At 61.8% G+C, this 24,692-nt stretch carries 23 protein-coding genes; 12 read left to right on the top strand and 11 right to left on the bottom strand.

The features are described from left to right. Positions 1-6: 6 nt before the first annotated feature. On the bottom strand, positions 7-1,209 hold the full coding sequence (locus tag AB4Z15_RS09015) for a sensor histidine kinase (protein ID WP_442017006.1): 1,203 nt from the start codon (positions 1,207-1,209) through the stop codon (positions 7-9). 274 nt (positions 1,210-1,483) lie between these two features. On the opposite strand from AB4Z15_RS09015, the gene AB4Z15_RS09020 reads away from it, so the two are divergent. Then, entirely contained in the window at positions 1,484-1,864 is a 381-nt protein-coding gene (locus AB4Z15_RS09020) for a DUF485 domain-containing protein (RefSeq protein WP_442006245.1), read from the top strand. Continuing rightward, positions 1,861-3,492 (top strand): solute symporter family protein, encoded by a 1,632-nt coding sequence (locus AB4Z15_RS09025; protein WP_442017007.1) that lies wholly within the window; start codon positions 1,861-1,863, stop codon positions 3,490-3,492. Before AB4Z15_RS09020 ends, AB4Z15_RS09025 begins: the two co-directional genes overlap by 4 nt. A gap of 79 nt (positions 3,493-3,571) precedes the next feature. Here AB4Z15_RS09025 and AB4Z15_RS09030 read toward each other — a convergent pair whose 3' ends face one another. The 5 genes from AB4Z15_RS09030 to AB4Z15_RS09050 all read right to left on the bottom strand — a co-directional run bounded on the left by AB4Z15_RS09030 (position 3,572) and on the right by AB4Z15_RS09050 (position 7,200). Further along, positions 3,572-4,591 (bottom strand): PHP domain-containing protein, encoded by a 1,020-nt coding sequence (locus AB4Z15_RS09030; protein ID WP_442006247.1) that lies wholly within the window; start codon positions 4,589-4,591, stop codon positions 3,572-3,574. Positions 4,592-4,667: 76 nt separating this feature from the next. Continuing rightward, entirely contained in the window at positions 4,668-5,258 is a 591-nt protein-coding gene (locus AB4Z15_RS09035; RefSeq protein WP_442006248.1) for a hypothetical protein, read from the bottom strand. 60 nt (positions 5,259-5,318) lie between these two features. After that, the gene (locus AB4Z15_RS09040) at positions 5,319-5,726 is read right to left on the bottom strand and encodes a DUF4383 domain-containing protein (RefSeq protein WP_442006249.1); all 408 of its coding nucleotides are present in this window, start codon (positions 5,724-5,726) and stop codon (positions 5,319-5,321) included. Between the two features lie 129 nt (positions 5,727-5,855). Then, a complete protein-coding gene (locus AB4Z15_RS09045) occupies positions 5,856-6,671 on the bottom strand; it encodes a hypothetical protein (RefSeq protein ID WP_442017008.1) in 816 nt (271 codons plus the stop codon). Positions 6,672-6,729: 58 nt separating this feature from the next. Further along, positions 6,730-7,200, bottom strand: a complete 471-nt coding sequence (locus AB4Z15_RS09050; RefSeq protein WP_442006251.1) for an Lrp/AsnC family transcriptional regulator — start codon at positions 7,198-7,200, stop codon at positions 6,730-6,732. 194 nt (positions 7,201-7,394) lie between these two features. Here AB4Z15_RS09050 and pdhA point away from each other — a divergent pair, with 194 nt between their 5' ends. Genes pdhA through AB4Z15_RS09065 form a run of 3 tightly spaced genes read left to right on the top strand, consistent with a single transcriptional unit; the run spans position 7,395 to position 11,034 of the window. After that, positions 7,395-8,564 carry a pyruvate dehydrogenase (acetyl-transferring) E1 component subunit alpha gene (pdhA, locus tag AB4Z15_RS09055; protein ID WP_442006252.1) on the top strand — a complete coding sequence of 390 codons (1,170 nt, stop codon included), beginning with the start codon at positions 7,395-7,397 and terminating at the stop codon, positions 8,562-8,564. Then, positions 8,564-9,574 (top strand): alpha-ketoacid dehydrogenase subunit beta, encoded by a 1,011-nt coding sequence (locus AB4Z15_RS09060; RefSeq protein ID WP_442006253.1) that lies wholly within the window; start codon positions 8,564-8,566, stop codon positions 9,572-9,574. The genes pdhA and AB4Z15_RS09060 overlap by 1 nt, the downstream gene beginning before the upstream one ends. Next, positions 9,571-11,034: a dihydrolipoamide acetyltransferase family protein gene (locus AB4Z15_RS09065; protein ID WP_442017009.1), complete on the top strand. Its 1,464-nt coding sequence runs from the start codon at positions 9,571-9,573 to the stop codon at positions 11,032-11,034. Before AB4Z15_RS09060 ends, AB4Z15_RS09065 begins: the two co-directional genes overlap by 4 nt. Positions 11,035-11,138: 104 nt before the next feature. Here the strand turns inward: AB4Z15_RS09065 and AB4Z15_RS09070 are convergent, their stop codons facing one another. The 3 genes from AB4Z15_RS09070 to AB4Z15_RS09080 all read right to left on the bottom strand — a co-directional run bounded on the left by AB4Z15_RS09070 (position 11,139) and on the right by AB4Z15_RS09080 (position 14,718). Continuing rightward, entirely contained in the window at positions 11,139-12,011 is an 873-nt protein-coding gene (locus AB4Z15_RS09070) for an NAD-dependent epimerase/dehydratase family protein (RefSeq protein ID WP_442017010.1), read from the bottom strand. A gap of 262 nt (positions 12,012-12,273) precedes the next feature. Then, entirely contained in the window at positions 12,274-13,977 is a 1,704-nt protein-coding gene (locus AB4Z15_RS09075) for a DUF222 domain-containing protein (protein WP_442017011.1), read from the bottom strand. A gap of 78 nt (positions 13,978-14,055) precedes the next feature. Beyond that, positions 14,056-14,718, bottom strand: coding sequence for an SACE_7040 family transcriptional regulator (locus AB4Z15_RS09080; protein WP_442017012.1), 663 nt, complete (start codon positions 14,716-14,718; stop codon positions 14,056-14,058). Between the two features lie 114 nt (positions 14,719-14,832). Here AB4Z15_RS09080 and AB4Z15_RS09085 point away from each other — a divergent pair, with 114 nt between their 5' ends. The 7 genes from AB4Z15_RS09085 to AB4Z15_RS09115 are packed head-to-tail and all read left to right on the top strand — an operon-like array spanning position 14,833 to position 22,784. Continuing rightward, complete coding sequence (locus AB4Z15_RS09085) at positions 14,833-16,443, top strand: carboxyl transferase domain-containing protein (protein ID WP_442017013.1); 1,611 nt, start codon at positions 14,833-14,835, stop codon at positions 16,441-16,443. 2 nt (positions 16,444-16,445) lie between these two features. Next, positions 16,446-18,638 (top strand): acetyl/propionyl/methylcrotonyl-CoA carboxylase subunit alpha, encoded by a 2,193-nt coding sequence (locus AB4Z15_RS09090; RefSeq protein WP_442017014.1) that lies wholly within the window; start codon positions 16,446-16,448, stop codon positions 18,636-18,638. A gap of 2 nt (positions 18,639-18,640) precedes the next feature. Then, positions 18,641-19,804, top strand: coding sequence for an acyl-CoA dehydrogenase family protein (locus AB4Z15_RS09095; RefSeq protein WP_442017015.1), 1,164 nt, complete (start codon positions 18,641-18,643; stop codon positions 19,802-19,804). Between the two features lie 20 nt (positions 19,805-19,824). Continuing rightward, positions 19,825-20,625 (top strand): CoA transferase subunit A, encoded by an 801-nt coding sequence (locus AB4Z15_RS09100; protein WP_442005741.1) that lies wholly within the window; start codon positions 19,825-19,827, stop codon positions 20,623-20,625. Further along, the gene (locus AB4Z15_RS09105; protein WP_442017016.1) at positions 20,622-21,374 is read left to right on the top strand and encodes a CoA transferase subunit B; all 753 of its coding nucleotides are present in this window, start codon (positions 20,622-20,624) and stop codon (positions 21,372-21,374) included. Before AB4Z15_RS09100 ends, AB4Z15_RS09105 begins: the two co-directional genes overlap by 4 nt. Continuing rightward, on the top strand, positions 21,371-21,856 hold the full coding sequence (locus AB4Z15_RS09110; RefSeq protein ID WP_442017017.1) for a MaoC family dehydratase: 486 nt from the start codon (positions 21,371-21,373) through the stop codon (positions 21,854-21,856). Before AB4Z15_RS09105 ends, AB4Z15_RS09110 begins: the two co-directional genes overlap by 4 nt. Positions 21,857-21,908: 52 nt before the next feature. After that, positions 21,909-22,784 carry an HpcH/HpaI aldolase/citrate lyase family protein gene (locus tag AB4Z15_RS09115; RefSeq protein ID WP_442017018.1) on the top strand — a complete coding sequence of 292 codons (876 nt, stop codon included), beginning with the start codon at positions 21,909-21,911 and terminating at the stop codon, positions 22,782-22,784. Between the two features lie 65 nt (positions 22,785-22,849). On the opposite strand, the gene AB4Z15_RS09120 is transcribed toward AB4Z15_RS09115, so the two are convergent. Together AB4Z15_RS09120 and AB4Z15_RS09125 are read right to left on the bottom strand one after the other, a co-directional pair. Beyond that, positions 22,850-23,953 carry a Gfo/Idh/MocA family protein gene (locus tag AB4Z15_RS09120; RefSeq protein ID WP_442017019.1) on the bottom strand — a complete coding sequence of 368 codons (1,104 nt, stop codon included), beginning with the start codon at positions 23,951-23,953 and terminating at the stop codon, positions 22,850-22,852. Further along, positions 23,938-24,639 (bottom strand): ThuA domain-containing protein, encoded by a 702-nt coding sequence (locus AB4Z15_RS09125; protein WP_442017020.1) that lies wholly within the window; start codon positions 24,637-24,639, stop codon positions 23,938-23,940. Before AB4Z15_RS09125 ends, AB4Z15_RS09120 begins: the two co-directional genes overlap by 16 nt. Positions 24,640-24,692: the final 53 nt, after the last annotated feature.

Here is a 24,692-nt window from a genome sequence, read left to right on the forward strand (position 1 = left end):
GGTGTGTCAGGCGTCATGTCCTGGCTGGGATTTGGGCACCCGCATGGTGATCAATGTTCCTTCACCGGGGGCCGTTTCGATAACGAGGCCGTGCTCGTCCCCATAGACCTGCCGCAAGCGGGCGTCCACGTTGCGCAAGCCCACGTGCTCACCGTCCGTATGTCCGGCAAGCACGGACCGCAGGTGCTCAGGTTCCATCCCCACACCGTCGTCCTCGATGGTGACCTCGGCGAACGCGCCGGAATCATTGGCGCAAATGGTGATGTGTCCGGGGCCTTCCTTCGCCTCAAGGCCGTGCCGGACCGCGTTCTCCACCAGCGGTTGCAGGCTAAGGAACGGTATGACGGTGCTCAGCACTTCGGGTGCGATCCGAAGGCTCACCTGCACGCGCTCGCCGAACCGGGCCCGTTCCAGAAGAAGGTAGCGGTCGATGCAGCGCAGTTCCTCGGCCACCGTGGTGAAGTCGCCATGCCTGCGGAAGGAGTACCTGGTGAAGTCGGCGAATTCCACCACGAGCTCCCTGGCCCGTGCTGGATCTGTATTGATGAAAGAAGCGATGGCGTTCAAGGAGTTGTAAATGAAGTGGGGGCTGATTTGAGCACGAAGAGCCCGGACTTCTGCCTCCATGAGCAGAGTCCGCGACGCCTCCAATTCAGCCAGCTCAAGCTGGGCGGCAATCCAGTCAGCCACTTCGCTGGTGGCCCTTACCAGTCCGGCGCCAGCCGCAGGCGCAAGGGCAGCCACCGATCCGACCACCCTGGAACCAGCACGGATGGGGGCAATAACGGCACTGAAGTCATGGTGGCCGTGCTCGGATTTTGCGTGCGCCGAATGCCCTGCGTGGGGCACCACGGCAGTCCGGCCCGTCGCCAGCACCTCCGCGGCGTGACGCATGAGGGAGGGCCTCAGCTCCTCGGCAGCCCCATCCCATGCAAGGACCGAACCGGTGTCCGTGATGGCCAACGCATCACAGCCGAGGAGCATTCGCAGTTGCTTGCTCGCCTTGGCCGCGCCAGAGGCTTGCAGTCCGCCACGCAGGTGCTGCCCTGCACGCGAGGCTGCATGGAGTGTGTTGTAGGTGGCGCGTTCAGCATCCGTACCAAGGTCCCGGAAGGAGCGAATCACCTTCAACCCAACACCCACGACGACGGCGACGGCCAGCACGATCACGGCGATCGCGGCTGCGGTGAAGAGCGGGGAGTCAGGCATAGAGCCAGAGTAGCCGGATGCTCGCTCACATCCTGCGCGGTTTTTCCTGATGCTCGCTCACATCCCACCGGCTTTTTCCCGATGCTCGCTCACATCCTGCGCGGTTTTTCCTGATGCTCGCTCACGTCCCACCGTTCGGCGCAGCATCCTGACCGTTGGGCGACGGTGGCAGCTGGTTCTCTGGAACCACTGGCACGGCGCGTTCGATAGTGATTGCAGTCACATTGGCAAAGCGTGTGGAGCTGATGTGGACACATCACAATCAGGAGGAACCATGGGTAATGAGGCCCAACCCCAGGACGCAACAGCGTCCGTGGACTTCCAGGAAGTCCAGCAAACGGAACGGTTCAAGACGCTGCGCAAGCGGCACCGCAGTTTTGTCTTCCCAATGGCAGTGGCGTTCCTGCTTTGGTATTTCGCCTACGTTCTCTTGGCCGACTACGCCGTCGGCTTCATGTCCATCAAAGTTTGGGGCAACATCAACGTCGGCCTGATCCTCGGACTGCTCCAATTTGTCACCACGTTCGGCATCACCGCTTGGTACGTGAGCTACTCCAACCGGAAGCTGGACCCCATCGCTGCCGATATCCGCAACGAGATCGAGGGCCACCAGTTCGATAAGGACGGCAATGTGATCAGCAGGGCAGCCAAATGACCACGAACCACATCAGCACCCTTGTCCCCGCGGTAAACGTCGCCGCATTGAAGGATACGACGCTCCTCAACATGGGTATTTTCGCGCTCTTCGTGGCCGTCACCATGGTGATCGTCTTCCGGGCCAGCAGGAACAACAAGACCGCGGCGGACTACTATGCGGCCGGCCGTTCCTTCACCGGTTCACAGAACGGTACAGCGATCGCGGGCGACTACCTTTCGGCGGCCTCGTTCCTCGGTATCACTGGCGCCATTGCTATCAACGGATATGACGGGTTCCTCTACTCCATCGGCTTCCTCGTTGCATGGTTGGTGGCATTGCTCCTTGTCGCCGAGCTCTTGCGCAACACCGGCAAGTTCACCATGGCCGATGTCTTGTCGTTCAGACTGCGCCAGCGTCCCGTCCGAATAGCGGCAGCCCTCTCCACCCTTGCGGTTTGCTTCTTTTACCTGCTAGCGCAAATGGCGGGAGCCGGTAGCTTGATTTCGCTCCTCTTGGGCATCAGCGACTGGGGCGGACAAGCTTTGGTGATCATCGTCGTCGGCGCCTTGATGATTATGTACGTCCTGATCGGCGGCATGAAGGGCACCACGTGGGTGCAGATCATCAAAGCCATCCTGCTGATCGCAGGAGCTGCAGTCATGACCGCCTGGGTGCTGGCGATCTACGGCTTCAATCTCTCCAATCTGCTCGGTTCCGCGGCCGAGGCCGCCAACAACCCGGCCGTTCTCAACCCAGGCCTGCAGTACGGGAAGACGGAGACGTCCAAGCTGGATTTCATGTCCCTGGGCTTGGCGCTGGTCCTCGGCACAGCTGCCCTCCCACACGTTTTGATGCGTTTCTACACGGTTCCCACAGCCAAGGAAGCACGCAAATCCGTGGTCTGGTCGATCTGGCTGATCGGCCTGTTCTACCTGTTCACGCTGGTACTGGGTTACGGCGCAGCGGCTTTGGTTGGAGCAGACACGATCAAGTCCGCACCCGGCGGCGTCAACTCTGCCGCACCCCTGCTGGCCTTCCACCTCGGTGGGCCGCTGCTGCTCGGATTCATATCCGCCGTCGCTTTCGCCACCATCCTGGCAGTGGTAGCGGGACTGACCATCACGGCTGCGGCGTCCTTTGCCCATGACATCTACGCCAATGTCATCTCTAAGGGCAAGGCCGACGCCACCACAGAGGTCAAGGTGGCCCGGCGCACCGTAGTGGTCATCGGTATTCTCGCCATCCTCGGTGGAATCTTCGCCAACGGCCAGAACGTCGCCTTCCTGGTGGCTCTTGCCTTCGCAGTGGCAGCTTCGGCCAACCTGCCAACAATCGTCTACTCGTTGTTCTGGCGGAAGTTCACCACACAGGGTGCCGTATGGAGCATGTATGGCGGCCTGGCCTCGGCCATCCTGCTCATTGCGTTCTCGCCCGTGGTCTCGGGTGCAAAGACGTCCATGATCCAGGGAGCCAACTTCGCGTTCTTCCCGCTGAGCAACCCGGGCATCGTATCCATCCCCCTCGCATTCCTGCTGGGCTGGCTGGGGACCGTCCTGCATAAGCGCCGTGAGGATCCGGCCAAGCAAGCGGAGATGGAAGTCCGCTCACTGACAGGTATCGGTGCAGAGAAAGCAGTGGATCACTGAGGTCAACAAGAATCGAGGCCAAACACGGGGGGCTCCTTCTGCCAAACGGCGGGGGAGCCCTCGGGCATGCCAGGACTAATCACCTCTTGAGGCTGAGCCATTCCGTCAACTGTTCCAAAGGCCATGTGGTGACAATCCGTTCCTTGGGCACCCCAAGTGCCTCGGCACGTTCGGCGCCATACTGAAGGAAATCGAGTTGGCCAGGGGCATGGGCATCACTGTCAATGCTGAAGAGGCAGCCGGCGTCCAGCGCCATCTTGATCAACGCGTCCGGAGGGTCCTGCCGCTCCGGCCGTGAATTGATTTCGACGGCGACGCCCCACTCGGCACATTCGGTGAAGACCTTCATGGCATCGAATTCGGACTCAGGACGGGTGCCGCGCGATCCTTGAACGAGACGGCCCGTGCAATGCCCTAAGACGTTCGTGTGGGGATCGCTGATTCCGCCAAGCATCCGCTTGGTCATGGTCTTCTTGTCCGAGCGCAGCTTCGAGTGGACACTGGCCACCACCACGTCCAGCCGGTCCAGCATTTCCGGCGTTTGGTCCAGGGTCCCGCCCTCCAGGATGTCCACTTCGATGCCTTTGAGCAGGCGGAAGCCGTCCTGATTGGCATTGATCCCTTCCACCACACCGAGCTGTTTCTCCAGCCGTTCAACGCTAAGGCCGTTGGCGATGGTCAGGTTGGGGGAGTGGTCAGTGAGGGCAAGGTATTCACGGCCCAGGGTTTTGGCGGCAGCCACCATGGTCTCAATCGGTGAGCCGCCGTCGGACCAATTGCTGTGGCTGTGCAGATCGCCGCGTAACGCAGCCTTGAGGGTGTCGCCGCCGGACGCCAAAGATTCCGCGCCACGCTCACGAAGGTCGGCCAGATAATCGGGCACCCTGTCTTCCAGAGCCTGGGTGATGACTTCCCCGCTTCGGTCCCCAACACCTTTCAGGCTCGTGACTCTTCCGTTCCGGACGAGCCTGGCCAACTCGTCGGGCGGAAGCTGCCGAACGGCGTCGGCCGCTTTCCTGAAGGCCTGGACCTTGAAGGTGGGGGCTTGGCCACGTTCCAACCAAAAGGAGATTTCTTCGAGCGCCTCAACGGGATCCATGGCTCCATGATCCACGAACCGGGCGCACCATCAACAGTGGGCAATGTTGATGGTGCGCCGGTTCGGGCGATTGCCACTAGTGGTGGTGGCTTGGAATCTGTGCTGGAGGTGTGCCTTCGGAGGGGGCTTGGCCGTGTTCGCCATGGGGGACGGCGTGCTGGCCTGCCATGGATGCTGCCAGTCCCGGCGTGGCAACTGACGCAACAACGACGGCGGCCCCGAACGCGGCTGCCAGAAGCCGCCCGGTCCTTGGCAGGCCGTGGGCGCCGCCGTCGTTGGTCTTTTGCTGCCGACCCAGCCAACCGCCTCCGCCAAGTGCCATGAGCGATAGGCCCAAAGCGGCAAGGTTGCTCACATCAAGCGACGGTTCACTAGCCGCCAAACCGCCTGTAAGGACGGCAATGTGGGCAGCCGCCGCAACCGCCAGAGCGGGAAAGGCAAGCCGGCCGAAGACAAAGGTGTTGCGGTGGAGCCCCCATAAAGACCACGCCAGGAAAGCGAGTCCAGCTGCCAGGGCAACCGTTCCAGCAACCACCAAGCCAAGCGCGGCAGCTTCTGTCAGGTAGCCAGCCGCAATGGACAATTCCACCATCCCGGCGGCCATGGCCGCAAAGTAGACGAACAACAACGCGGCCGCGTTCAGTGTGGGGTGATATTTGACTGCCATGGCGCTGTCCTCGGTCTCGATGGTTCCGCGATCAGGGATTCCGTGGGCGGGGTTCCGCGATCAGGCGCGGGCCGAGACGACGACGGCCTTGTCCTGTGACAGGGCGACACCCAGAAGCACAACAGCGCTGGCCAGGTGCAGGACGTTGTCTGCCCCATTCAGGGCGATGATGTTCAGCGAAGTACCCACGAGGAAAAGGCCGAGGATACCCACCAGCAGATAGACGCCGCCCACCGCGCTGTTAACGGATTTGGAAAGCGTGACGCTGTTCATGCCCGCGTAAAGAAGGGCTGCACCTATGGCCAAGTGAATGACGTTGTGCAGGGGGTTAACCGCGAAGATGATCAGGTTGGCGCCTTCGGTGGCGAAGAACCCGATTCCCGAAGTGACGAAGAATCCGAGCACGCCTACCAAGAGGTATACGGCTCCGAAGATGGTGGCGATCAAGCGATTGGGCGAAGTACGCATTGGTCCGAACCTTCCGGTGATGGCAGGGACTTCCCCGGCCGTCCTGTGGAACCCCGGACGGGGCTCTCAAACAGTGATTCGGACCATGAGCGGATGCGGATGGGTGGAAACTGGATTATTTTTCCGCCGTTATGGACGGAGGCGGATGCTGCTCATTTTGAGATCGTCGGTCCCTTCGAAAACGTACTTGAGATCGATGGTCTTGCCACTGCACTGCAAGGTTCCCGCGATGTCCGCTTTATTATTGCCGTTGTTCGAGTTCACGCTCACCGAGCTGTAATTGGGTTTGCATGAGTCATCAAGTTCCAGGCTGGCAATGCCGTCGATGAAGGACTGCTTATCCAGTTCGTCCTTCAAGGCCTGGTGCAGATAGTTGTCATAAGCCTGCTCTGTTTGCCCTGAAACAACCAGCTTGGTGAACTCGTCAGCCAACGATCTCGCCTTCGACGTCGCGCTGCCCACGACATTCACCAGCACCAGGATGCCCACCACGGCCAGGACGATGACTCCTGCCACAATACTCAGGACAATCCAGAGCACCTTCCTGCTCTTGGCCGGCGGTGGAAACTGCTGGCCGTACTGGCCGGGGGCGTACTGGCTCTGCGGGTACTGACCGGGCGGGTACTGGCCTTGCGGGTACGGGTTTTGGTCCGGTCGGGACTGTTCAGGGGCGTACTGACCTTGGGAGCCCGGGGACGACGGCGGCTGTTGCCACTGCGGTGGAGTCCCGTTCGGTGGGGAGTACCCGGGGCCGGGCGGGACGGGTGGTGGGTTCTGGCCGTATTCGCTTCCACCGTATTGATTTCCGCTGCGCTGTCCGTCGCGACCATTCGGTTCCTGCGGGTTGCTCACTGTAGTGCCCCTTTCGGCAGCCTGCGGCAGCGCCACCACGTAGCCGGAAACCGCTGGCCGGCCCCCGATGCGTCCATCTGAATCAAATCGCATTCACGGTTCCACAGGCAAGGGCCAAAAGGTACTAAACGGCAGGTGAAAGCCCGGGGGTTTAGCCTTCAGAGCGCCGACCCAGCAGGGGTTGCACCCGGTACGGAATCATTTCCCGCATCGCCAAGGCAGTGTCGGTGCGGTCAACGCCGTCGCACGCAAGGATCTTGCCGTTGATCCGGTAAAGGTCCTCGGCGTCCAGCGCCACCACCCGCAAGAGCAAGTCGGCTGATCCGGTGAGGCCAAAACCTTCCAGGATCTCCGGGATGTCCGCAAGATCCTTCGCGAGGGAGGCGAGTTTCTGTTGCTGGACATGCACGGTGATGAATGCCGTGAGGGGGTAGCCGAGGGCGACCGGATTGATGCGCCGCTCAAAGGAGAGAAAAGCATGCTTCTTCTCAAGCTGGGCCATGCGTGCCTGGACGGTATTGCGGGACAGGCCAAGTCTCTGGGCGAGGGCCACAACGGTCCCTCTGGGATCCTTTGCCATCGCTGAAAGGAGCCGGGTGTCAGTGCCATCCAAAGGTTGCATAATGCGCAAGATTAGCACGGCCTGGCCGCTGCCAACATGGCAGAATGCTCAAGTTTTTCATCGGTAGTTGTACCCCGTGCGTCTTGTGAGTAGGGTCACAATTAACGCTGGCGAAGGAGCCAGGGGGTCGGTCTGTGCTTGGATCACAAGTCCAGCAGGGCCGACAAAACCTAGCCGGAAGGTTGCGATCACCTGTGTTGACGGATAAGGCGGGCAAGGGAGTGCAAAATGACGCTCCGCGCCCCGGACAAAGTGCACATAATCCTTTGCGGACGGGGGGCAACCTCCTGCAGTTAGTGTCGCCGGACGGCGAACGGATCAGCCACCCGGAATTTGATCTCTGGATCAAGGACATCGGCGATGAGCAATTGGGCTCCTTGTTGGAGGACATGACAGTCATCCGCCGGATCGATACCGAAGCCACAGCCCTCCAGCGGCAGGGAGAACTGGCCCTCTGGCCGCCGCTGCTGGGACAGGAAGCAGCCCAGATCGGTTCAAGCCGTTCCTTGCGCGACGACGACTTTGTTTTCCCCAGCTATCGTGAGAGCGGCGTCGCGTACATCCGTGGAGCCCATGTCTCGGAGATCGCCCAGGTTTGGCGCGGAAATGCCCTGTACTCCTGGGATCCAAAGCGAATCAACATGGCGACGCCCCAAATCATCATTGGTTCCCAGAGCCTCCACGCCACCGGTTACGCCATGGGCGTCCAACTGGACGGCGCCAGCACGGCAGTACTTGCCTACTTCGGGGATGGCGCCACGAGTGAAGGTGACGTGAGCGAGGCCATGGTGTTTGCCGCCAGTTTCCAGGCGCCCGTGGTGTTTTTCTGCCAGAACAACCACTGGGCTATTTCCGAACCCGTGCGGGTGCAGTCCCACGTTCAACTGGCCGACAGGCCAACAGGGTTCGGCATCCCCAGCCTGCGCGTTGACGGCAACGATGTCCTCGCCGTCATGGCCGCTACCCGTTGGGCTTTGGATCGCGCCCGCAGCGGTGGTGGGCCAACGTTTATCGAAGCGGTCACCTACCGCATGGGTCCGCACACTACTGCCGATGATCCCACGCGGTACCGGGACCCGAATGAGCTGGAGGACTGGGCTGCCAAGGATCCTATTCTCCGTCTGCGGAGGCTCCTTGACGCCAAGGGCCTGCTCACCGAAGACCTTGAGAGCAGAGCCAAAGCCAAAGCCGACGCCGTTGCAGCCGAACTCCGTACCAGCTGCGTTAACATGCCTGATCCGCAGCCGTTGGACGTCTTTAACCACGTTTACAGCACACCCAATTCCTGGATTGAACGCCAGAAGGATCAGTATTCGCGATACCTGAACAGTTTCAACCAGCCGGTCGAGGAAGGTGCACTCTGATGTCCCAGCTCACTTTTGCCCGGGCTATCAACGCCGGCCTTCGCAAGTCACTGGAAAACGATCCCAAGGTCATCCTCATGGGTGAGGATATTGGTTCCCTCGGTGGTGTCTTCCGTGTCACCGACGGACTCCAGAAGGACTTTGGAAAGCACCGTGTGATTGATACGCCCCTGGCCGAGTCCGGCATCATCGGAACCGCTGTTGGCCTGGCCTACCGGGGCTACCGACCAGTGTGCGAGATCCAGTTCGACGGCTTCATCTATCCTGCTTTCGATCAGATCGTCAGCCAGGTGGCCAAGATGCACTACCGGACCCAGGGGCGGGTCAAGATGCCCATCACCATCCGCGTTCCTTTCGGTGGAGGCATTGGCTCGCCGGAGCACCACTCGGAATCGCCGGAAGCATACTTCACTCACACCTCAGGACTTCGGGTAGTGGCGGTGTCCAACCCTCAGGACGCCTACACCATGATCCAGCAGGCCATTGCCTCGGATGATCCTGTTCTCTATTTCGAACCCAAGCGCCGCTACCACGACAAAGGTGACGTCGACGAGTCCATGGACCTCTCCAAAGCGATGCCATTGGACAAGGCAGCTGTGGTCAACGCCGGTTCGGACGTCACCCTGGTGGCTTACGGCCCTCTGGTTAAAACCGCCAAGGATGCGGCCCAGGCTGCGGCTGATGAAGGAGTCTCCGTGGAAGTCATCGACCTGCGCTCGTTGGCTCCCGTTGACTACCCGGTGGTGGAAGCATCCGTGCGCAAGACGGGCCGTCTGGTCATCACGCACGAGGCCGGACAATCCGGTGGCCTCGGAGCGGAGATTGCGGCCAGCATTACTGAGCGCTGCTTCAACTACCTGGAGTCCGCCCCCGTCCGGATTACCGGCTTCGACGTTCCCTACCCCTACTCGAAGCTTGAAATGCACCATCTCCCGGATCTGGACAGGATTCTGGATGGCGTGGACCGCACCTTGGGCCGCCCCAACTCCCTGAGTGGACTGGAAGGATGACCACCACCATGATCAAGGAATTCAGGCTGCCGGACCTTGGCGAAGGCCTGACCGAGTCGGAAATCCTGAGCTGGAAGGTCGCAGTGGGGGACACCGTCACCCTCAATCAGGTCATTGCGGAGGTGGAGACGGCCAAGGCCGTCGTCGAGCTGCCGTCGCCTTTCGCCGGCGTCGTAGCGGCCCTGCACGAGCAGCCCGGTTCCGTGGTGGAGGTCGGCAAACCGATCGTTTCCTTTGAAGTGGACGACCCCGGAGCCTCCAACGGGGGCAACGGACCTGCCGCTGGACATCAGGCTGCCGGCGAACCGAAGTCCACTAGCGAACCTGCATCAGACGGGGGATCTGGATCGGACAGCGGATCTGAATCGAACGGCGGGTCGCAACCAGTCGAGGCGAGCGGGGCGACCGCAAGTCCCGCCAAACGTGAGCCGAACCTGGTGGGGTATGGCGCCGTCGTCGAGCACACCGGTCGGCCGACGCGCCGCGTCCGCGCCCACGTCCAAGCCGTCCAAGCCGAAACGCCGCAGGCTCGCCCCGCGGAAGTGGCGCGGGAGTCAACCCCTCACCCTGACGCGGCCACGGCTGAGCGTCCACGTTCCACACCGCCGGTCCGTAAGCTGGCGCGCGATCTGGGGATTGACCTGCAGTTGGTTCGCGGAACTGGCCCAGGGGGACTCATCACGCGGGAAGACGTCCAGAGCTTCACGGGTGAAGCGGAAGCCGCAAACGCAGCACCGGCGGAGCCCGCAGCGACCGGCGAGCGTGAAACGCGCTTGCCGATCAAGGGTGTCCGGAAGTTCACTGCGGCCGCCATGGTGCAGAGCGCATTCACGGCGCCGCATGTGACGGAATTCCTGACGATCGATGTCACAGCGACCATGGAATTGCTGGCGCGGCTTCGGGCCAGCAAAGCGTTCGAAGGCTACAAGCTCACCCCTCTCACGATCGCGGCCAAGGCGGTACTGATAGCACTACGGAACAACCCAACGTTGAATTCGCGCTGGGATGAAGCACGCCAGGAGATTATCCAGTTCAACTACGTCAACCTTGGCATCGCGGCTGCTACGCCACGCGGCCTGACGGTACCGAACATCAAGGATGCCGATCGCTTGACCCTACGGGAACTTGCTACGGCGTTGTCGGGACTCACAGATACCGCACGTGCCGGCAAGACGTCTCCGTCAGATCTTTCGGGCGGCACCATCTCCATCACCAACATCGGAGTATTTGGGATCGACGCCGGAACGCCCATCCTGAATCCGGGCGAGGCTGCCATTGTGGCCTTGGGTGCTGTGCGGAAGGCGCCGTGGGTGGTGGATGATGAGATTGCCGTACGGCAGGTGATGTCTCTGAGCTTGTCCTTTGATCATCGCTTGGTGGATGGCGAACAGGGCTCACGCTTCCTGGCGGACCTTGGCGCTATCCTGTCCGATCCCGCCATGGTGTTGACTATGGTCTAGCTTCACGAATGTAGGAAGCTGCGCCGACCCACCCCTTTACGAGTGCTTGCAGGAAACTGTGGCTAAGGGGTGGGTCGTCGCGCGTTCAGTCTTCTGTCGCGCGTTCAGTCTTCTGTGGGGGTGGTCCGATTGGAGTGGACATCGCGCCAGCTGTGTTCCGGCTCGAAACCAAGGAGCCGGCGGGCTTTGTCGATGGACAGCATCGTATCGTGCTGGCCCAGTTCCTTGACAACCTCGACGCCGGGAAAGACTTCCGCGGCAAGCTCGGCGCTGCTTCGGCTCATCACGGTGTCAGAAGCGGCGATGATGAAGGCCTCGAAACCGGGTGCACCTTTCTCCAGGGCGCGGACAACCGCTTGGGCCCCGTCGCGGGCATCGATGTAGCCCCACAGATTCCACTTGCGCAGCGTGGCGTCCGAGTCAAAGGACGGGAAGGCGTCATAGTCTTCGGGGTCCATCACGTTGGAGAACCTTAGTGCGGTGATGCTCAACGCCGGGTCCCAGCGCGTGAGCTGGATGGCCATCTGCTCCTCGAGGTGTTTCACGAGGGAGTACGTGCTTTCAGGCCGCGCCGCATACTCCTCATCCACGGGAATGTAGGGAGGGGCGATGTCGAAGGGGAGTCCCAGGACCGTCTCACTGGAGGCATAAACCACCTTCTTGATGCCCGCTCGCCGCGCTGCCTGAAAGACGTTGTAGGTGGAGAGCATGTTGTTTTCAAAAATTGCGGCGTCCGGAGCCAACCCCGGTGCGGGGATGGCGGCCAGATGGACGATCGCGTCCAAGCCGCTGTGTTGGTCGTCCAAGCCGAGGATGACATCCAGGACCTGCCCATAATTGCGAAGGTCCACATTTACGTAGCCGTGGCCCCTCTTGCCTGCGCGGTCAACGTTGAGCACGTGGTGGCCATCCTGCCTCAGCCGACGGACCACGCTCCTGCCCAATTTTCCGCTTCCGCCGGTTACGGCAATCCTCATGGTGCGCTCCTCGTTAGTGGCTGGTACCAACCATGTTGCTTTATGGATTCAGTATGGGTTCGAGCTTCAGCCTAGGCTCCACTTCCGCCCCGCACAGCCCCTGAAACTGGCCCTGTGAGTCCTAGGAATACTGGAACGGCCCAAGAACATACGGGCGCAGGCACCTGGCACCCATGAGCATCTGGCACCCATGAGCATCAGGCACACTTCCGCATACCCGGGGCACCGCACCGGCCGCACCCCCCATCATTGTCGGGCACGTTTATGTTCTCTGGGGTGTGTGGTGGTGGTTGCGTCGGGGTGTTTGTTTGGGGTCGATGTGGGGTGGGGGGATGAACCAAGGAACCCCTGTTGTGATGTCGATGCGCCAGTTTTCTTTGTGGATGACGTGGTGGTGGTGGCTGCAGAGCAGGGTGCCGTTCTCGGTTCCTGTGGTGCCGCCGTGTGACCAGTAGGTGATGTGGTGGGCTTCGCACCAGGGGGCGGGCATGGTGCAGTCGGGGAAGGCGCAGCCGCCGTCGCGGGCGGTGATGGCTTTGCGGATGTGGGGTGGGAAGATCCGGGTGGTGCGGCCGATGTCCAGGACGCGGGAGTCGGTTCCGAGCAGGACGGGGAGGATGTCGGCGTCGCAGGCGATTTTGCGGATGGTGTTGGGGTGCATCGGGCCGACGAAGGTCGCGGTGCCAGAGCTGATCCGGGACTGTTGCGGATCAGGTCCTGTGTCTGTGGGGGCTGTGCCGGCGAGTTGTTGGACGAGGTCCCGCCAGTCGATGGTGGTCGTGACTTGGGGGCGGAGTCCGCCGTTTGCTGGCAGTTTCCCGGTGGTCATCGCGACGGCACAGGCTCCGACGAGTCCGTCGAGGAGTTTCATGGGGCGGGAACGCCGGTCGAGATCCGGTCCGGTGGGATTACTATCCGTGGTGAGTCGGGGGTTGGTGGCGACGTTCATGGCGGTGGCCAGGGTTTCGTATTGTTCGGCGGTGGCGAAGATTTCGATGTGGTGGAGCCCGTGGCGGCGTCGGCGGCGGAAGAACGCGCCTTGGAGTTGGCGGAGAACTTCTTCGGACGGTTCGGAGCCGTCTTGGTCGATCGAATCGACCCAGCGTTTGGCCATTTTGGTGACGAAGTCCGGGTCGGTTTCCACTGCTGTTACGGTGAGGGCGTGTTCCATCCGGGTGAGGGTGTCGTCGTCGGTGAGCAGCCGGACTTTTTCCAGAGCGCTGCTGATGATCGTCGCGGACCGGGAAGGCACCAGTGCTGAGGAGAGGGCTTCGGCCAGCACTTCGCGCCGGGCCGGGATCTCCTGCCCGGCCATTCCGGTCTGCGGAAGGACGTCGGGTGCGAGGGCGAGCCTGCGCCGGGCTTCCCCGATGCTGATCCGCAACCGGGCCCGAAGGAACTCAGCGGCATTCCGGTACCCGTCATCCAGGAAGCTGGCCGTGCCCGTAACCGTCGCCCGCGTGGCTGGTTCAGTCCAACCGGTCCGCCACTCCGGCGCGCCATCCGAGGACCCCGGCGACGCTTGCTGTGCTTCCTTCCGGGTCCTTTCCACCGCTTGCGCCGCGACAACCTGCAAGTACTCCAACGACCGGGAGATCTCCTCGATCCTGCCGGCAAAGTCAGCGGCCTCAACAAACCCAAACAACCGCGCCGCATCGGCTGCTGCAGTCAACCGCAAGGGGTCCAGAAGAGCCGCGCCGTCCTCAAGAAGAGCCGCCACGTCCCGTCCGGGCGCCGCAGGACTGGGGTGCCTATTTTCGAAAGGGGGGCTCGGCTGAGCCAGCCCGGCTCTGTTGCCCAGCCCGTGGAAATGGCCGATCGCGATGATGGACGCCGTCGAATCCTTGAACCCGGCCCTGACCAAGTTCGGCATGCTCAAGAAGCGCTGTGACCGGGCAGCGGCCAGGGCAGCAACAACAGGGGACGATTCCGTCCGAACTGCCGTTAGCTGCCCCATATCTTCCATGATCAAATCATTTCATCGGGGTCCGACATTTTAAGAGGAACCTGGAAGACAGCTCGAACCTCCCGGCAAAAGCAACAATCAGGCTGATGTCAGAGCGGCCAAAGCCATCTGCTCCAGAATGGGCCTGGCAGACTTCACGGCGATCCTCCGTCCGTGATGGCGGACGGAGTGGGGCGTGGAATTGATCAGGCCAAAGGCTGCATGTGCCCTGACGCGGAGGCCGGCGACATCTGCGCCGTGGTGGATGCGAGCCAGGACGTCTACCCACGTTTCCACGTAGGCGCGCTGCAAGGCACGGACTTCGGCTTGGTCAGCGCTGCTGAGGCTCCCGAAGTCGCGGTCCTGGACGCGGATGACGTCCGGGTTGCTCAGCGCAAAATCCACCTGGAACTGGATCAAGCCCTTCAGCGCCTCCATGGGATTCTCCGCCTCCGCGACCACACGGAGGCCGCCGTCGAGCAGGTCGCGGCTGACGCTGAGGAGAAGCTCGCCGAGGACAGCTTGCTTACCGGGGAAGTGCCGGTAAACGGCGGGCCCGCTGACGCCTGCGGCCGCACCAAGATCCTCGAGCGAAACCCTGTTGAAGCCATTCTCCGCGAAGAGTCCCGCCGCCGCTGAAAGCAATGCCAGCCTGCGGAGTTCCTTGGCCTGGCCTCGCTGGGTTGCTGCGGCTGGGCTGCGGACAGTGCCTGTTTCCGGGCCTCCGGTCACGTTCTCCTCCTTGGTGCCACTGTCAGACATGTGGGTTCGTATGCTCCCACTGTGCTGGACATCACAGTTAATAAAGACTAACCTAAATTTCAGTTACGTGGCACTAACCGAAATGGCCTGGGGCCGGGAATGGAACAGTGGTCAATGGAGACAATCGCCAGCTTGGCAGGACCCAACAGCGGCACCTTTGAAGCCAATCAGGAAGCGCAGCTGGCCCTCGTAGGGGAACTGAAGGAAAGGCTTGCCACAGCAGCGCTTGGGGGACCCGCGAAATCCAGGGAGCGGCACGTCGCCCGTGGCAAACTGTTGCCCCGCCAGCGAATTGACTACCTCCTGGACGAGGGCAGTCCCTTCCTGGAGATAGCGCCTTTGGCCGCCAACGGCATGTACAACGATGATTCGCCGGGCGCAGGAGTGATTGCCGGTATTGGGTTGGTCCATGGCCGGCACGTCCTGGTGATTTCCAACGATGCCACGGTCAAGGGCGGCACGTACTACCCCATGACGGTCAAGAAGCATCTAAGGGCCCAGGAAATTGCCCTGGAAAACAAGCTTCCATGCATCTACCTCGTGGACTCCGGGGGAGCGTTCCTGCCCAAGCAGGATGAGGTGTTCCCCGACAAAGAGCACTTTGGCCGGATCTTCTACAACCAGGCGCGCATGTCCGCAGCGAAGATCCCTCAAATCGCCTCGGTGATGGGTTCATGCACTGCCGGCGGAGCCTATGTGCCGGCCATGAGTGACGAGACAGTGATCGTCCGCAACCAAGGCACTATCTTCCTCGGCGGCCCCCCGCTGGTGAAAGCAGCGATTGGCGAGATTGTCACGGCCGAGGAATTGGGCGGTGGGGACGTGCACTCCAGGATTTCCGGAGTTACGGACCACCTGGCCGAGAACGACCAGCATGCGCTGGAGATCGTACGGGACATCGTCGGCACCTTGCCCAAGCCAGCGCCGCCGGCGTGGGACGTTCTCGACGTCGTCCTGCCGCCCGTCGTCGACCCCTCCGGGCTTTATGGCGTGGTCCCCACAGACGTCAACGCCCAGTACGATGTCCGCGAAGTAATCGCCCGGCTTGTGGACGGTTCCCAGTTCCATGAGTTCAAGAAAAACTACGGCACAACGCTGGTGACGGGGTTCGCGCATCTCCATGGACATCCCATTGGCATCGTGGCCAACAACGGGGTCCTGTTCAGTGAGTCCTCGCTCAAGGGTGCGCACTTCATCGAACTCTGCGATCAGCGCGGCATCCCGCTGATCTTCCTGCAGAACCTCTCCGGTTTCATGGTGGGCAAAGACTACGAGCAAGGCGGCATCGCCAAGAACGGCGCCAAGATGGTCACAGCGGTGGCAACAGCCAGGGTCCCCAAGCTGACCGTTGTCATCGGCGGCTCCTTCGGCGCCGGAAACTACTCCATGTGCGGGCGGGCCTACTCTCCGCGTTTCCTGTGGATGTGGCCCGCTGCCCGTATTTCCGTGATGGGCGGAAACCAGGCATCCAGTGTCCTTGCAACGGTCAAACGAGACCAGTATGAGGCCGCCGGTCAGGAATGGTCTGCCGAGGAAGAGGAGGCCTTCAAAGCTCCCATAAAGCAGCAGTACGAAGAACAAGGCAGTCCCTATTACTCCACTGCCCGGCTTTGGGATGACGGCATCATCGATCCCGCAGACACCCGACGGGTCCTGGGCATGGCTTTGGACGTCGTTTCCCGCCAGCAACTGCCCGAGACCTCCTTCGGCCTCTTCAGGATGTGACCATGACTCTGCCAACCACCACAGCATCAGCCGCCACCGCGGCATCCCGTCCGTTCAACGCCGTCCTCGTTGCCAACCGTGGAGAGATCGCTTGCCGTGTGATCCGAACCCTCCGGGACATGGGCATCCGCTCCATTGCCATCTATTCGGACGTGGACAAGCACGCCAAGCACGTGGCGCTTGCCGATACCGCAGTGGCCATCGGGGGGACGGCGCCCTCTGAGAGCTACTTGAAAATCGATGCCATCATCGATGCCTGCCGCCGCAGCGGTGCGGAGGCGGTCCACCCTGGCTACGGCTTCCTGTCCGAGAATGTGGAGTTCGCCAAAGCCCTTGACGTGGCGGGGATAACGTTCATCGGACCGGGCGTCGACGCGATCGAGGTCATGGGTGACAAGATTCGTTCCAAGAATCATGTCATGGCCTACGACGTCCCCTGCGTACCCGGAATTGCGGTCCCCGGCCTCACCGATCAGGAACTGATCGACGCTGCGCCCTCGGTAGGTTTTCCTTTGCTCATCAAGCCCTCGGCAGGTGGTGGCGGCAAGGGGATGCACATCGTTCAGCGGCCCGAAGACATGGCTGCCACACTGCAGACCGCACGGCGTGTGGCAGCTTCGGCGTTCGGGGATGACACCCTTTTCCTGGAACGGCTTATCAAGGCACCCCGCCACATCGAGGTCCAGGTCCTCGCTGACAACCACGGCAACGTCATCCACCTGGGCGAGCGCGAATGTTCCCTCCAACGCCGCCATCAGAAAGTTATTGAGGAAGCTCCTTCAGCACTCTTTGAATCGCTGGCGGACGGCCCGGCCGAACGGGCCCGCATTGGTGAAGCAGCCTGCAACGCAGCACGTTCGGTCAAATACAGCGGTGCCGGCACGGTGGAATTCCTGGTGTCCGACGAACATCCCGATGAGTTCTTCTTCATGGAGATGAACACGCGTCTGCAGGTGGAGCACCCTGTCACCGAAATGGCCACAGGGATAGACCTCGTTGAATGGCAGGTGCGGATCGCCGCCGGTGAGGTACTCACGGTCGCGCAGTCCGACGTCGTGCTTGACGGCCACGCCGTAGAGGCGCGCGTGTATGCCGAAGTACCGGAGCGGAACTTCATGCCCTCGATGGGGCGCGTCGTCGCGCTCGCCGAGAATGGCGGGACGGATCCCAAAGTGCTCGGCGAGCAACGCTCCCACAGGAACGTCCGGATCGACTCCGCCATGCGCGAGGATCTTGAGATTACCGGCGACTACGATCCCATGCTGGCCAAGGTCATCGCGTGGGGCGAAAACCGCGCTGCTGCGCTGGACACCTTGGACGCTGCCCTGGGCAGGTACACCCTGCTGGGCCTGGACACGAACGTGGAATATCTCCGGCTGCTGATCAATGATCCTGACGTCCGCGCGGGCCACCTGGACACGGGCCTGATCGAACGCAGGCTGCCGTCCATGGAGTTCAGGCACGCAGGCGCCAACGAGTTGATCGCTGCCGCCCTGACGCTGTGGCTCGAAAGCAACGCGCTGTGGCTGAAGGAAAACTCTGGTGCTTCTGCCCATGCCGGCAGCGCCTGGAGTTCGCTTGATTCCTGGCGCGTTGGCGCCCGCGGCGCCTGGAGTGCCACGTTCGGGCTGCCGGGCGGCGGCACCTCTACCGTTGCTTTGACTGAGGACTCCGGCACCTTCTCGGCAGTCATCGACGGCGGCCCTGACGCGGGCCGTTCCGCCAAAGTCAACGCCGTGGAACGGACCATGGACGGCATCGTACTGGAGATCGACGGCGGTTTGGTCACCTATGCGGTGGGGCTACGACCAGCAGAGACGAACGGGATCCGGGCGATCTACCTTGGCAACGACGGTTGGTCCTGCCGCCTGGAAGTCCTGGACCGTGCCGAACGTCTCCGGAGGATGCTGGCAGGCATCCAGCGCGAAGAGGGGGCTGCAGATCCGGAGGTGCGCTCGCCGATGCCCGGAACAGTGGTTTCGGTGGCAGTGGCCAACGGAGACATGGTCCAAGAGGGACAGCCACTCCTCTCGGTCGAAGCCATGAAAATGGAACACCAATTGGTGGCATCGGTTGCCGGAACCGTCCACCTCACCAGCAAACCGGGCGACCTGGTCAAAGCCGACCAAGTGCTCGCCACTATTCACGCAGCAGGCCCTCTTGAAGGACCTGCAGACACAGACAAGGAAGTTTAGCCATGAGCAGTTTTGACCTTAACGAGGAATACCAGGACCTCAGTGATTCCGTCCGCGAATTCGCCGATGAAGTGGTGGCACCCGTATCCGCCAAGCACGATGAAGAACACAGCTTCCCGTATGAAGTGGTCAAGCAGATGGGGGAGATGGGGCTGTTCGGCCTGCCGTTCCCGGAGGAGTTCGGTGGCATGGGCGGGGACTACTTTGCCTTGGCGCTGGCTTTGGAGCAGTTGGGCCGCGTTGACCAGTCCGTGGCGATCACGCTTGAGGCCGGTGTGTCCCTGGGCGCCATGCCCGTATACCGTTTCGGCACGCAGGAACAGAAGGATCGCTGGCTTCCGGAGTTGGCATCCGGACGGTCCTTGGCTGGATTCGGGTTGACCGAGCGGGAAGCAGGTTCCGATGCCGGGGGTACCAAGACCCACGCACACCTGGACAACGGCGAATGGGTCATCAACGGCAACAAGGAGTTCATCACCAACTCCGGCACGGACATCACCACCTTGGTGACCGTCACCGCCGTCACCGGTAAGACGGAAAACCCCGACGGCAGCACCAAAAAAGAAATATCCACCATCCTGGTGCCCACCGAAACCCCGGGATTCAAGGCAGAGAGGGCCTACAACAAGGTGGGCTGGAACGCGTCGGACACGCATCCACTGACTTTGGACAACGTCCGGGTTCCTGAAGCGAACCTCCTGGGCCAGCGGGGCAGGGGATATGCCAACTTCCTGTCCATCCTTGACGAGGGGCGGATTGCCATTGCCGCCTTGGGCACGGGCGCGGCCCAGGGTTGCGTGGATCTTTCGGTGAAGTATGCCAAGGAACGCAGCGCCTTTGGCCAGAACATCGGCAAGTACCAGGCCATCCAGTTCAAGATCGCAAGGATGCAGGCGAGGGCCCATACTGCTCGTTTGGCCTATTACGATGCGGCAGCGAGGATGCTGGCCGGCAAGCCGTTCAAGACTGAAGCGGCCATCGCTAAGATGGTCGCAGGCGAGGCTGCCATGGACAACGCACGGGACGCCACCCAGGTGTTCGGTGGCTATGGCTTCATCAACGAATTCACAGTGGCACGCCATTACCGCGACTCCAAGATTCTGGAAGTCGGAGAGGGCACCACTGAGGTCCAGTTGATGCTCATCGCCCGCGAGCTGGGTCTGTAACCGTAGGGGAAGGATCAAGGATGATTGACAAGGTTGTTGCCAGCGCCGCGGAAGCGGTGAAGGACATCCCGGACGGCGCCTCGCTCGCCGTCGGCGGTTTTGGCTTATGCGGCATCCCCGTATCGCTGATCGACGCGCTCCATAGCCAAGGCACCACGGACCTGGAGACCGTCAGCAACAACTGTGGCGTGGACGATTGGGGCCTTGGAATCCTCCTCAAGGATGGGCGAATCCGACGCACTATCAGCTCCTACGTGGGTGAGAATAAGGAGTTTGCCAGGCAGTACCTCGCGGGCGAACTGGAAGTGGTCCTCACCCCGCAGGGAACCCTCGCCGAGAAATTGCGCGCAGGCGGCGCCGGTATTCCCGCCTTTTACACGAAGGCCGGCGTGGGAACCCAGGTCTCCGAGGGCGGCTTGCCGCAAAAGTACGACGCCGAAGGGAACGTTGCGATCGCCTCCGAACCCAAGGAGGTGCGGACCTTCAAGGACGCCGACTACGTGTTGGAAGAATCGCTGACGCCGGACTTCGGGCTGGTCCATGCGTGGAAGGGCGACCGCCACGGCAATCTCGTTTTCCATGCAACAGCCATGAACTTCAACCCCCTGTGTGCCATGGCCGCCAAGACAACCATTGCCGAAGTCGAGGAACTCGTGGAAGCCGGTGAGCTGGACCCGGAACACATCCATACGCCTGGCATTTTCGTGCAACGAGTGGTGGTGGCCCCCACCATGGAGAAACGGATTGAGAAGCGGACGGTGGCTCTGACCACCAGCCAAGCAAGCAGCCAGGCAACCGGGCAGACAGGGGCAGCACAGTGAATGACAACTCGTACCATGACATCCCGCCCCGTCCAGAAGCCGTGCGGCACGAGTACCGCCGTGCCGACGTCGAACATCACGAAGCCAAAGGCTGGAGCCGCAACGAACTTGCCGCACGCGTGGCTCAGGAACTCACCAACGGCCAGTACGTGAACCTGGGGATTGGGATGCCCACCCTGATTCCCAACTACATTCCCGCAGGTGTGGAAGTGATCCTCCATTCCGAGAACGGCATCCTGGGCGTCGGACCTTATCCGGCCGAGGACCAGGTTGATCCGGACCTCATCAACGCCGGCAAGGAAACTGTCACCATCAAACCGGGCGCTGCGTTCTTCGATTCGGCCTCGTCCTTCGGCATGATCCGCGGCGGCCACGTGGATGTCGCCGTTCTGGGTGCCATGGAAGTGGCAGCCAACGGCGATCTTGCCAACTGGATGATCCCCGGAAAGATGGTCAAGGGTATGGGTGGGGCCATGGACCTCGTGTTCGGCGCCAAGAAGGTGATCGTCATGATGGAGCATGTGGACCGCAACGGCAGGCCCAAGATCGTCAAGGACTGCTCCCTGCCCCTGACGGGCAAGGGCTGCGTGGACCGGATCATCACCGATCTTGCCGTGATCGACGTCGTCAAGGACGAGGGGGAGCCTCGGCTGGTCCTTCGCGAGCTGGCTCCCAACGTCACTTTGGACGAGGTCGTGGCTGCCACCGGAGCTGAACTCTTCGAAGAGGACCAGGAACTCACCGTATGACCCGGGTTGTTGAGCAGCGTGGACTGTACTTCGATGAGCTTGAAGAGGGCGTGATCTATGCCCACAAACCCGGACGAACAGTCACGGAGACGGACAACGTCCTGTTCACTACCTTGACCATGAACACCCAGGCGCTGCATCTGGACGCAGCATGGAGTTCAACGCAGCCATTCGGGCAACGGCTGATGAATTCCATGTTCACCTTGTCCACAATGGTGGGGCAGTCGGTGACCCAGTTGACGCAGGGCACCATCATCGCCCAGCTGGGGCTGACGGATGTCACCTTTCCCCACCCGCTCTATCACGGGGATACCCTGTACACGGAAACGGTGATCACTGCCAAACGGTTGTCGTCCTCGCGTCCCGGCCAGGGTGTGGTGACCATGCAACATACCGGCAGGAACCAGGATGGGGTGGTGGTGGCACTTGCCACTCGTACCTGCCTGATGTGGACCCAGGAAGCACACGCCGCACAGTCCTAGGCCGTTTCCGCATTTGTCAGCATTCCAGCAGCCCAGCAGCAAGGAACCCTTCATGCCTTCTCCCGATTCGTCCCTTCATGGTGCGGCTACGCCGTTCACCATGGGGCCGGCACTCCTCTTTTGCCCCGCTGACCGGCCGGAGCGTTTCGGCAAGGCGGCGGATCGTTCGGACGCCGTGATCCTGGACCTTGAAGATGCCGTGGCGCCGGGGGACAAGCAGCGTGCCCGGGGCGCGATCCTTGCGCAGCTCGGATCCGAAGGAGACACTGCTGAGCTGGACCCGAGCCGCACGATTGTCCGCGTCAACCCGGTGGGCTCCGCGGAATTCGAGAAGGACCTGCACAGCCTGGCGCACACTCCCTACCGCACTGTCATGCTCGCCAAGGCGGAGAGTGCCGAACAGCTCAGGGCGCTTGAGGGCTACCGCGTGATCGCGCTCTGCGAAACAGCCGCGGGCATCGTCAATGCTTCAGCAATCGCCGCGGAGCCGAACGTCGTTGCCTTGATGTGGGGCGCCGAGGACCTGCTTGCTTCCTTGGGCGGTCTCTCCAGCAGGAACGACGACGGCGGCTATCGGGCCGTGGCCCTGCACTCACGGTCCGCTGTGCTGCTTGCCGCCAAAGCCGCTGGCAAGGAAGCCATCGACTCTGTGTATGTCAACATTCCCGACCTTGACGGCCTGGCCGTGGAATCCCTCGACGCCGTGGCCAGCGGTTTCGGTGCCAAAGCCTGCATCCACCCGAGCCAGGTGGCAACAGTCCGCGAGGCCTACGCACCAACGCCTGAAGCCGTGACGGAGGCCGCCGAGCTTCTTGATGCAGCATCTGCGGCCGGAACGGGCGTGTTCCAGTTCAAAGGCAAGATGATTGATGGCCCCATCCTCAAACACGCGGAGGCAACACTGCGCCGGGCCCGGCACACGAAATAACAGTTGACCCCCATGTTGTGGAAGAACATGGGGGTCAACTGTCACTTCGGCCCGAGGCTGCAGCGCTAGGCGCGTACCGGCGTCGAAAGTTCTGTCAGTTCCACCATGTCCGGGCGGCTTACCGTGCTCTGGATGCCTACCGCCTGTCCTGTCTTGGCGGATTCCAGCACGGACTCCATGACCTCAAGGGCATGGAAAGCGAGTTGGCCACCGGCGCGGGGTTCTTGTCCCGCCGGAGTGGCTGACAAATCGGCGATGCCAAAGCCACGGCCGGCGTCAACGTAACCGGCGGAGACAGGCAGCGTTTTCCACTCCTCGGCTCCCAACTCGAACAGCTGTACATCGCCGTCGAAGTGGTTGGGATCCGGAACGACGAGCGAACCCTTCTCACCATGGATTTCGATGTTGGGGCTCTTGGTCTTGACGGCGTCGAAGCTCATAAAGAGCGTGGACAGGGCGCCGGAAGCGTGGACGAGGACACCCGTGACGTGGGAGTCGATCTCCACCGGTATTTTTTGCCCCTGGCGGGGCCCGGAACCGATGGTGCGTTCGCTGCGGGTGTGGCTGGCTGCGCCCACCACCGACACTACGGGGCCAAGTAACGTGACCAGTGCGGACACGTAGTAGGGGCCCATGTCCAGCAGCGGACCGCCGCCGGGCTGGTAGTAGAAATCGGGATTCGGATGCCAGCGCTCATGCCCTGCCGTAGCCATGGTGGCTGTCGCCGAAACCGGCGCGCCAATCAGGCCGTCGTCGATCGCTTTTCGGGCGGTCTGGATACCGGTGCCGAGGACTGTATCCGGAGCGCACCCCACAATCACTCCCGCCGCGTTGGCCGCTTCGAGTACCTGCCGGGCCTCTGCCGTGGTTGCTGCCAACGGCTTCTCGCCATAAACGGACTTGCCCGCCGCGATGGCCTTGAGGGCGATCTCAGCATGCGCTGCCGGGATGGTCAGGTTGAGGACAAGTTCGACGTCGTCCGCCCCGAGCAGCTCATCCACGGACAAGGCACGGACGCCATCGTAGGAGTCGGCGACAGCTTGGGCGCGGGCGGGATCCAGATCAGCGACGGCCACGAGGTTGATGGAATCCAGCCGGCGGAAGTTTGTCAGGTATTGGGCGATAATGGCGCCGCAGCCAATGATTCCTACATTCAGCGGGATGCCCACAGCATGCCCCTTTCGATGATCGTGCGGACGTTGCTGTCCTGGAGGATTTCCACGCGGTGGCCGGGAGTGGAGACGAAGATTCTTCCCTTGCCCCATTGCCGGGTCCAAATGGCGGGGGAGGTGACCTCACGGTTCCACGGATCCCATTCGCGGACTTTTTGCGTCGTGGTCGCCAGGACGTCGATGTAGTCATCTGCCAGAACCCAATACTGCTCGGTGACGAGGTCAAAGTCCCCGATTCCCTGGGTAATGGGGTGCTCGGCCGCAGCGGGGAGCATGTTCACCGTGTAGGGAACATAGTTATCCGACTGCTCGCCGATCCGTTCGTCCTCATGCTTGCCCGGGTGGCAGGCGAACTGGCCCCCGATCAAGTGCAGGTAGTCCGACGTGTTGCGGTAGGAATCCGCGATCCCGCCGTGCCATCCGGCAAGTCCAGTGCCATTTTCGACGGCGGTGCGGAGCCCCTCGAACTCGTCCTTTTCGATGGTGGACATTGTCATGCACTGCACGATGACGTCCACCCCGGCCATGTATTCAGTGTCCGCGTAGATTTTGGGGGATTCCTCCACCCTGACCTCATAGTCGTTGGCTTTGAGGAAGGGGAGGAACAGGTCGGTCGCCTCAACCGGCTGGTGTCCGTCCCAGCCGCCTCGAACCACCAGTGCGGTCTTGCTCTTGCTTGTCATGTTTTCCTTTATATTCGTAAACGTCCGGGTGAGTCTGTTGGCTTTTCGAAAAT

The organism is Paenarthrobacter sp. 2TAF44 (assembly GCF_052114885.1).
In the GTDB taxonomy this organism is placed as follows: Bacteria; Actinomycetota; Actinomycetes; order Actinomycetales; family Micrococcaceae; genus Arthrobacter.